The sequence below is a fragment of the Nocardia cerradoensis NBRC 101014 genome (genome assembly GCF_000308535.1).
In the GTDB taxonomy this organism is placed as follows: Bacteria; Actinomycetota; Actinomycetes; order Mycobacteriales; family Mycobacteriaceae; genus Nocardia; species Nocardia cerradoensis.
In genome coordinates this window covers 1-9,468 of sequence record NZ_BAFW01000157.1, presented here as the reverse complement: position 1 = coordinate 9,468, position 9,468 = coordinate 1, and the positions used below count along the sequence as shown (strand labels likewise).

Sequence of the window (9,468 nt, the reverse complement as noted above, 5' to 3'; positions counted from 1 at the left end):
GCTGTATCCCAAGGCGAATCTGCAGTTGCTGCAGCGCGCCTTCGACGTGGCCGACGAGAAGCACTCGCACCAGTTCCGCAAGTCCGGTGACCCGTACATCACCCACCCGCTGGCGGTGGCCAACATCCTCGCCGAACTGGGGATGGACACCACCACGCTGGTGGCCGCCCTGCTGCACGACACCGTCGAGGACACCGGCTATTCGCTGGACGAGCTGACCGCGGATTTCGGATCCGAGGTGGCCCATCTCGTCGACGGCGTGACCAAGCTGGACAAGGTCAACCTGGGCGCGGCCGCGGAGGCCGAGACGATCCGCAAGATGATCATCGCGATGGCCCGCGATCCTCGGGTGCTGGTGATCAAGGTCGCGGACCGGCTGCACAATATGCGCACGATGCGCTTCCTGCCGCCGGAGAAGCAGGCGAAGAAGGCGCGCGAGACGCTGGAAGTCATTGCGCCACTGGCACATCGGCTCGGTATGGCCACGGTCAAGTGGGAGCTCGAGGATCTGGCGTTCGCGATCCTGCACCCGAAGAAGTACGACGAGATCGTGCGGCTGGTGGCAGACCGCGCCCCCTCCCGCGACACCTACCTGGCGCGGGTGCGGGCCGAGATCGTGAACACCTTGGCGGCGAGCCGGATCAACGCGATCGTCGAGGGCCGGCCCAAGCATTACTGGTCGATCTATCAGAAGATGATCGTCAAGGGTAAGGACTTCGACGACATCCACGACCTGGTCGGCATCCGGATCCTCTGCGACGAGGTGCGTGACTGCTACGCCGCGGTCGGTGTGGTGCATTCGCTGTGGCAGCCGATGGCGGGCCGGTTCAAGGACTACATCGCCCAGCCGCGCTACGGCGTGTACCAGTCGCTGCACACCACGGTGGTGGGTCCGGACGGTAAACCGCTGGAGGTGCAGATCCGCACCCAGGACATGCACCGCACGGCGGAGTTCGGCATCGCCGCGCACTGGCGCTACAAGGAGACCAAGGGCAAACATTCCGGCGATGCCGCCGAGGTCGACGATATGGCCTGGATGCGGCAGCTGCTGGACTGGCAGCGGGAGGCCGCGGACCCCGCTGAGTTCCTGGAGTCGCTGCGGTTCGACCTGAAATCCCCGGAGATCTTCGTGTTCACGCCGAAGGGCGATGTGATCACGTTGCCGCAGGAATCGACCCCGGTCGACTTCGCCTACGCGGTCCACACCGAGGTGGGCCACCGCTGCATCGGCGCGCGGGTCAACGGCCGGTTGGTGGCGCTGGAACGGCAGCTGGAGAACGGTGAGGTCGTCGAGATCTTCACCTCGAAGGCGCAGAACGCCGGCCCGAGCCGGGACTGGCAGAACTTCGTGGTCTCGCCGCGGGCGAAGGCCAAGATCCGGCAGTGGTTCGCCAAGGAACGCCGCGAGGAGGCGCTGGAGGCCGGTAAGGAGCAGATCTCCAAGGAGGTCCGCCGTTCCGGTCTGCCGTTGCAACGGCTGATGAGCGTGGACGCGATGTCCGCGCTGGCGCACGAACTGCACTATGCCGATATCTCCGCGCTGTACGCGGCGGTGGGGGAGAACCAGGTCTCGGCGCATCACGTCGTGCAACGGCTGATGGCGCAGCTCGGTGGCGTCGGTGACGTGGAAAACGAACTGGCCGAACGGAGTACGCCGTCGACGCTGCCGGCGCGGCAGCGCACCATCGGCGACGCCGGCGTCGAAATCCCCGGCGCTCCCGGTACGGTCGCGAAGCTGGCCAAATGCTGTACCCCGGTGCCGGGCGACGAGATCATGGGCTTCGTGACTCGCGGCGGCGCGGTGAGCGTGCACCGGACCGACTGCACGAACGCGGATTCGCTACGCGCGCAACAGGAACGGATCATCGAGGTCAAGTGGGCGCCGTCGCCGTCGTCGGTCTTCCTGGTGGCGATTCAGATCGAGGCGCTGGACCGCACCCGGCTGCTGTCGGATGTGACCAAGGTGCTGGCCGACGAGAAGGTCAACATCCTGTCCGCGTCGGTGATGACCTCCGGTGACCGGGTGGCGATCAGCAAGTTCACCTTCGAGATGGGCGATCCGAAGCATCTCGGGCATCTGCTGAACGTGGTCCGCAATGTGGAGGGCGTCTACGACGTCTACCGGGTGACCTCGGCGGCCTGACCCGCCGGTGGCATTTCCGCCTGGGCTCGCGACAGCCGGACCGCGGCCACGCACATCACCAGTACCGAGGCGATGACGACGATCGTGCCGGCCGTCCCGGTCCGCAGTCGCTCGTCCAGCACGGTGAGGCCGAGGAACGCGGCGCCGAGCGGTTCGGCGACGGTGAAGGCCGGCAGCGAGGCCGACAGCGCCCCGACCTGGTAGCCGCGCTGTTGCAGATAGAGCCCCACGATGCCGGCGGCGACCAGGGTGTACGTCTGCCAGTTGGTGAGCGCCGTGGTGAGACCGTGGCCGAACAGCTGGATGACGTGCTGGGTGAGCGCGGCGGAGACGCCGAAGAGCAGACCGGCCGCGGTCCCCAGCATGAGGGCCTGCAATCCGGTCACCCGGATCACCACCGCCACCACGACGGCCGCGGCGACCACGCCGAGAACCAGAATCAGCGGCCACATCCAGGTCGACCACGGCGCGTCGGAGATGCCCTCGGTGGGATCGCCGACGACGAGGAAGCAGGCCAGCGCGGCCGAGAGCGCGACCGCGTGCGCCCACATGACCGGCGTGACCGGGCGGCGGCTGTAGTGCGCGGCCAGCGGTAATGCGAAGACCAGTGCGGTCACCAGAATCGGCTGCACGATCAGTACCGATCCCAGCGCCAGCGCCACGACCTGGAACACGAAGCCGCCGGCATCGCCGATGATGCCGGCCCACCAGCGCGGATTGCGAACGAGCTGGGCTACCAGCGCGTCACCGGCCGGCACGTCGGCCGCCGCGCGTTGCTGGGCGACCGCCGACACGGCGAACAGCACGGCCCCGATGAAGGCGCAGACGACCGCGGCGACGGGAAAGTTGCTCACCCGATCAGTCTGCCGCCCGCGACCGGCGGCCACGGCAGCGGGATCGGTGTGCCGATCCGGGGCGGTGTGATGCGGGGTCGGTGAAAGGCCCGGAGAAGCGCGAAACCGGTGAATTCGCAGACATCGAGCGGGGCGGTTCCATCCGAATAGCCGGAATGCCGGGAACGGGCGAATGGCAATTGTTCGGCAACATATTTCGTCACGGTGTCCGGAGTCGCGGCGAGTTGCCCTCGGCCAGGCGCGAATTGCGTGTTCGCCGCGATGTTGCCGAGGGTTTCGAGGGCTGCCGATCCCGGTCGGAAGGACAGCCCGCGGTGAATCCTTCGCGCAGGTAGGAAGGTTCGGGGACCGCGATCGCGGATGTGCTCGCCCGCCGACGGAGGGCCTGCACTCCGAGCCGGATTCTGTTACGGTTTATTGCGTTTCGGGGTGCGCGCGATGTTCGGCGACAACTCGAATCCACATGATGATCGCCGGACGGGTCGCAGTGGCACTCGACCCTCAGAACTGTTGCAGACAGCGGGTTTAAAGGGGGTCAGATCATGCTGACCGTGCTGACATGCTCGGCGGCGACCGTACCGGTCGTCTCGGGCCTTCGCCGAGGATGTGGCGCACCCACATCCGCACCGGCCCTCGATCCAGCGTTCGAGATACCCCCGTTCACACCACTTGACCTGCATGGATGTGGTATCGCCCGAATCTGGGCGGCGTCGGACGGCGCGTCGAGTTCGCCGAATTCGTCGGGTACGGGACAATTTCCGTTCGGGAAGGGCCTCGGTGACGCCGCACCCGGTGGTGTGCCGTTGGCGTCGTCCCAAGGCGGTACCGCTGACCACAACTACCCGTTCTCCACGAACTGATCGCCGAGAGGGTCCGACGATGCTGCACGACGTGCCCGGCTCCGCGGGGATGAGGGAATGTTGAAGCCGTACAAACAAGTCCAACGGTGGTTCCCGGCGCTGGAACCCGAACACGCCGTGCCCGCGGCCGCGCCGGGGGAATCCGACGCCGTCGACGACGAGGCGGAACCTGGAGCGGCGCGGTATCCGCACTACATTCGCGACACCGAGCCCGAACCGTTCGACATTCCGTTCGCCGACGAACCGGCCACGCGACGCAGCGAATTCGTCGGGGGCTGGACCGACTGGGTCGGCAGCCACGCGCCCGGACCCGACGACGACTACCCCGTCCACGAGGGTGAGGTGCTGCGCCTGCCCCGCGACGCCGAGACCGGCGAGGGCCGAACCCGTGGCCGCCGCCGGACGCGGGCGGCCGGTGCCGACGGCGACGATGCGGAGGGATCCGGGGCGCGTTCGCCGGTGGACGATTTCGACGAGCGCGACGACCCGGACACCGACGACCTGGACACCGACGACGTGGACACACCCGAGTGGATTCTGCCGCCCCGGCGCGAGCACGGCGACGGCGGCGCGGGCCGGATCGTGCGTCGCGCTCCGGGCCCGGCCTCTCCGGCCCTGCGCGACTACATCCGCCCGAGCCGGTTGCGGGTTGCGCTCGTCCTGGCGGTAGCCGTGTTATTGCTGGCGGTCGCAGGCGGTTTCGCGCTGTACCTGCTGCGCTCCGGTGACGACGGAAAACAGTCGGTGGCGCCGCTGCCGGTACGGCCGGCCCTGGGCGACGAGGCACCGATGCTGCGGCTCACCTCGGCCTTCGGCGCCGATTCCGGCGCGCGGGTGGGTTCGGCGGCGCACTGCCCGACCGAACGGTCCGCGCGCGTGGTGCGCGGCGCCGAGGTCGGCGGCACCGATTCCGGGCCGGACGCGATCATGTGGTTCCAGCACGCCTTCTATGTCGAACGCTCGGCCGAGCGCGCGCGCGAGGTGGTGGCGCCGAACGCGGCGGTCTCGCCGGCGCCGATCATCCAGCGCGGCATCGCCTCGGTGCCGCTGGGCACCGAGTATTGCGTGCGGGTGGTCACTGTGGACGAGAACAGGTATTCGGTGGAGGTGACCGAACGGCGGCCGGGCGCGACCCCCGCCACCTACGACAAGCAGTTGGTGACCACAGCGGTGGTCGGCGGCCGCACCCTGATCACGGGCATCACGGCCGGGTAAGAGGAGAGCTGAGATGGGACAGGACTGGAGCCGATGGCTCGACGAGACGTCCGACGCGGACGTCGCGGCGAGCTCGCGACCGCGTGGACGGGCGCCGGTGGTCCGGTTGCGCAAGGGTCGCCGTGACGACGGCGAGGGGGGCGGCCTGCTGCGCCCGATCCTGGTCGTCGGCGGCTGCGGTGGGGCCGGAACCACCACCACCGCACTGGGACTCGCGGGTGAACTGGGCACGGAGGCCGCGGCGGTGGCCGTCGACGCCACCGTCGCCGGCAGCGATCTGGCCCTGCGCGGCGCCGACGAACATCTGAGTCCGATCAGTCTGCAGCAGTGGCTGTACGGCCGCGGTGACGACGAACCGGCGCCGCTGAAGGAATGTCTGTCCCAGGCGAGCTCCGGTATCGGCCTGCTGTGGCGCGACGCCTCCCCGCTGCGCCGCCGCGCCACCTATCTGACGGTGGCCCGGGCCATCGCCGACGCCGGTTTCACCCCGGTGTACGACGGCGGCAGCCCGATCGCCGCCCGTCAGCTGCGGCCGCTGCTCGAGGACGCGGAAGTGGCTCTGGTGCTGTCGATTCCGGCGCGCGCCGACGCCGCCAACCGTTTGCGGGTCACGCTGGAATGGCTCGACGACGAGTTCGGCGGCCACGCCGAGGGGCAGGGCGGCGGCATCGTCGGTGACACCACCATCGTGATCTCACATCAGTTGCCCGGCAACGACTCTCGCGTGGCCGATCACCTGCGCGAACATCTCACCGGCTGGGTCCGCGACATCCGCGAGATCCCCTATGACACCCACCTGGCGCGCGGAGAGCTGGTGCGCCACAACGCACTCGACGCCGAAACCCGGAGGGCCTACCGGCGGCTGCTGGGTGGGATGGCATCATGACCGCGGCCATGAAGGAACCTCGCTCATCCGAAAACCCGCCTGCGGCAGGCGTTGTCGCACCGGCGGAGTCCCGTCGCGCGCCCATCTGGGACCGCCCGGTGCCGGGCGCCGGACGGGCGCCGCTGGTGTGGTTGCTGGGGGTGCACGGCGGCGCGGGAGCCAGTACCCTCGCGCATGTGCTTGCGCCTGCGGCGGATTCGCACCGGCGCTGGCCCGGTGTGTTCGAACGCGAATCACCTTTCGTGGTGCTGGTCGCCCGCGAGACCATCGCCGGGCTGACCCGCGCCCATGATCTGCTGCGCCAGCACCGGGCCGGACTCGCGGGGCCGAGCGAGGTGCTGGGCCTGGTGACCGTGGCCGCGCGCCCGGGCCGGATCCCGGCTGAGATCCGGCGCTACCGCGATGTGGTCGGCGCATTGGCCGGGCAGGTGTGGCAGATGCCCTGGATCGAGGAGTGGACGCTGGTCGAACCCGATCAGCTGCCGGTGTGGTCGCCGAGCGACCCGCCGCCCCAGCAGCGCAAGCGCAAACTCGATCCGCTGCAAGAAGTTCCGCACGAGGTGGACGCGCTGGGCATGAGCATCGTCGACCTCGTGCGGGAGACGGTCGGCGCCGGTTCGCAACAGGAGGAGCGACGATGATCGTGCCCGGGCGTTGTGCTGCCGCGACCACGCCGACAGCTGTTTCCGACGGTGTACCTCCGGTACCCGGCTTTGTATTCCGATCACCTATTGAGAAGGACGCTCGATGAGTACCATCCTGGCCGCTGTACACGAGACGTACGGCGTTGTTCTCGCTCAGGTCGGGAATCCGACACCCGAGACGCCGCCGGCCGCCGACAAGCTCATGAAACTGGTGCGCTACTTCACGTGGTTCGTGCTGCTGTCGGGCATCCTGGGCATCACCTACGCCGGTGGCCGCTTCGCCTGGGAGAAGTGGACCGGCGGCGGGCTGGAATCGCCGAAGATGGTGGCGGGCGCCATGATCGGCGGCATCGTCGCCACCAGTGCGGGCACGATCATGAACGCAGTCATCGGATCGTGAGGGGCGCCGCGATCGTGCTGGCCTACAAGCAGATGCCCGCGGACGTGATCGAACCGATCATGCAGCTGATCAACTGGTTGCTGTGGTGCGTGCTGTTGCTGTGCCTGGCCTGGATGATCATCTCCGCGGGCCGGCTGTGGTCGGCGATGCGCGACGACATGGCCGTCAACGACGCCTCGCACGGCATCGTGATGAGCCTGATCGGTGCCATCGTGGCCAGTTCGGCAAGTGCGATCGCATTGACCCTGCTACCTGCGTGAGCCGGTGACAGATTTCCGCATGACCGCCGATGACACCACGGCGACAACCACATTCGACGACACGACATCCGACGACGACCCGCGACGGGAGGTGACGGTATGAGCAACAAGGACACCTACGACGAGCGCAGCGGCATCTCCTTCGGTGTCATCGTCTCCGCGGCCGTGATCGCCCTGATCGTGATCGTCGGCGTCTTCGTCTACCTCGGCCGTGACACCTCCTCTTCCGATGCCCGGAAAACGGATCCGCCGCCCTCGCCCGTCGCGGGTTCGGGCGCGACCGGATTCGCCGAACCCGATACGGATCTGTTCCGTCGCCGCGTCGATATACCCAACAATCCTGCGGGACAACCACTTCCGCAGAACCCCGCACAGCGGCACGACTCGTCGGATCCGGACTGGCTGACCGCGGCACCCGCCGGCACCACCGAACCACGTGGCTGGCAGCGGGTCTACGGCGCCTCGGTGCCGTTCTCCACCAGCGACGGTCCGACCCGGATCGACGACAAGGGACTGGCCGTCGGCTATTCCCACACACCGCAGGGGGCGGCATTGGCGGCGGCGCAGATCACCTATCGGCTCAACGCGCGGCCCGGCGACCGGGATCTGTACGTACGCCAGGTGCGGGTCTCGGCCCAGCAGGTCGCGGCCTACGACAAGGCGCGCGGTGACGGCAAACTGCCCGATCAGCAGCCGGCGCGAATCACCAAGTACCTGGTCGCCCCCGACGCCTTCCAGATCGAGAACTACGCCGACGATATGGCGATCGTGCGGCTCGCCGCCCGCGGGCCGGTCAACGACGGCAAACAGGTGTGGGCGGCGATCCGGCTGGTCATGGTGTGGGACAACGGGGATTGGCGACTCAAACCCACCGACAGCAGAGCCACGCCGAGCGAATACGTCGACACCCTGCAGGGGTGGACCCGATGGTGAGCACAGCGATTTCGAGAAAGGCACGAGAGTCAGCCGATGGTCCGGATCGATTCCCTGCGACGCATCGAGGAGTGGATCTCATGGTGAGGCGCATCGTCACGATCCTCGCGGTCGTGTTCACCGTCATGATCGCGACCCCGACGGTGGCCTACGGGCAGACGTACGGATTCGACCAGACCTGTAACGAGATCCACGACGATCTCGACGGTCTGGGCCTGCCCGGTGTATCGCTCGGCGACGCCGCCTCCGCGGCGTGCAAGGCCGGCAATGCCGCCACCCATCCCGGTGACGCCGCGAACGCGGTGAAGGACAAGGCGTGGGATTCCACCTTCGGCAAGGTGGTCGACTCGTTGATGAACGGTCTGGGCGAGGCGCTGATCCTGGCGCTGACCTTCTGGATGAAGGTGCCCAACGATCGCATCAGCGACGGCGGAGCGCTGTTCCAGAAGATCAACGACTACACCTATCAAGCGCAGATCCTGCTGCTGATCGTGTCGGTGATCCTGTCCGGCGCCAGACTCGCCGAAGCCAGACGCGGGGCGGCGCTGAGCGAGGCCGCGGAATCGTTCCGGATGTTCGCCCGGGTGATCTTCAGTTCGTGGATGCTGGGCGCCGTGGTGGTCGCGGGTACGCAGGCCTCGGATCGCTTCTCGCAGTGGGTGATCGAGGACGCCACCAACGGCAATGCCCGCAGCCTCGCCGAGTTGATGGTCAAAACGTCCAAGCTGCAAGCGTTTTCGCCCGGTCTGGTGCTGATCATCGCGATCGTCGGCCTGCTCGGCGCGCTGGCGCAGATCGTGCTCGCGATCGTGCGCCAGGGCATGCTGGTGGTGGCCGCGGGCGTGCTGCCGCTGGCCGCGGCGGCGTCGGGCACCAGTACCGGCCGGCAGGCCTATCCGAAGCTGATCGGCTGGATCATCGCGTTCATGCTGTGGAAACCGGTGGCCGCGATCGTCTATATGATCGCCTTCGTCACCGCCGGCGACACCAACTCGACGACCCCCACCTCGGGTCTGCCCGACGCCGATCAGGCCCAGCGGATGCTGGTCGCGATCGTGCTGCTGTGCAGTGTCGCCTTCGTCCTGCCCGCGCTGATGCGGCTGGTCACCCCGGCCGTGGCGATCGCCGGCAGCGGTGGATCCGGCCTGGGCGCCACCGGAGCGGTGCTGCTCGGCGCCGCCGCACTGGGCGCGGTGGGTACCAAGGCGGTCGGCGTGCGTACGCAGGCCGCGGCGGGAGCGCCCGGATATGTGGGCCGCAACGGCGGCCAGCG

At 68.2% G+C, this 9,468-nt stretch carries 9 protein-coding genes; 8 read left to right on the top strand and 1 reads right to left on the bottom strand.

The annotated features are described in order from the left end of the window. A partial coding sequence (locus tag ON23_RS16640; RefSeq protein WP_039779270.1) for a RelA/SpoT family protein occupies positions 1–2,143 on the top strand: 2,143 nt, incomplete at its 5' end. Here ON23_RS16640 and ON23_RS16635 read toward each other — a convergent pair. Then, positions 2,119–2,997, bottom strand: coding sequence for a DMT family transporter (locus ON23_RS16635; RefSeq protein ID WP_039779268.1), 879 nt, complete (start codon positions 2,995–2,997; stop codon positions 2,119–2,121). The genes ON23_RS16640 and ON23_RS16635 overlap by 25 nt on opposite strands. A gap of 917 nt (positions 2,998–3,914) precedes the next feature. Here ON23_RS16635 and ON23_RS35990 point away from each other — a divergent pair. The 7 genes from ON23_RS35990 to ON23_RS16595 all read left to right on the top strand — a co-directional run. Then, complete coding sequence (locus ON23_RS35990) at positions 3,915–5,072, top strand: DUF8176 domain-containing protein (protein WP_051042773.1); 1,158 nt, start codon at positions 3,915–3,917, stop codon at positions 5,070–5,072. Between the two features lie 13 nt (positions 5,073–5,085). Next, positions 5,086–5,958 carry a hypothetical protein gene (locus tag ON23_RS16620; RefSeq protein ID WP_039779265.1) on the top strand — a complete coding sequence of 291 codons (873 nt, stop codon included), beginning with the start codon at positions 5,086–5,088 and terminating at the stop codon, positions 5,956–5,958. Next, the gene (locus tag ON23_RS16615) at positions 5,955–6,599 is read left to right on the top strand and encodes a P-loop NTPase family protein (RefSeq protein WP_039779264.1); all 645 of its coding nucleotides are present in this window, start codon (positions 5,955–5,957) and stop codon (positions 6,597–6,599) included. Before ON23_RS16620 ends, ON23_RS16615 begins: the two co-directional genes overlap by 4 nt. A 106-nt stretch (positions 6,600–6,705) precedes the next feature. Next, the gene (locus ON23_RS16610; RefSeq protein WP_030513931.1) at positions 6,706–7,002 is read left to right on the top strand and encodes a hypothetical protein; all 297 of its coding nucleotides are present in this window, start codon (positions 6,706–6,708) and stop codon (positions 7,000–7,002) included. Further along, positions 6,999–7,262, top strand: coding sequence for a hypothetical protein (locus tag ON23_RS16605; RefSeq protein ID WP_306304678.1), 264 nt, complete (start codon positions 6,999–7,001; stop codon positions 7,260–7,262). Before ON23_RS16610 ends, ON23_RS16605 begins: the two co-directional genes overlap by 4 nt. Before the next feature lie 99 nt (positions 7,263–7,361). Further along, entirely contained in the window at positions 7,362–8,195 is an 834-nt protein-coding gene (locus ON23_RS16600; protein ID WP_039779263.1) for a DUF8175 domain-containg protein, read from the top strand. Positions 8,196–8,275: 80 nt separating this feature from the next. Beyond that, positions 8,276–9,468 (top strand): hypothetical protein (locus tag ON23_RS16595; protein ID WP_039779271.1); only part of this gene is annotated, 1,193 nt, incomplete at its 3' end.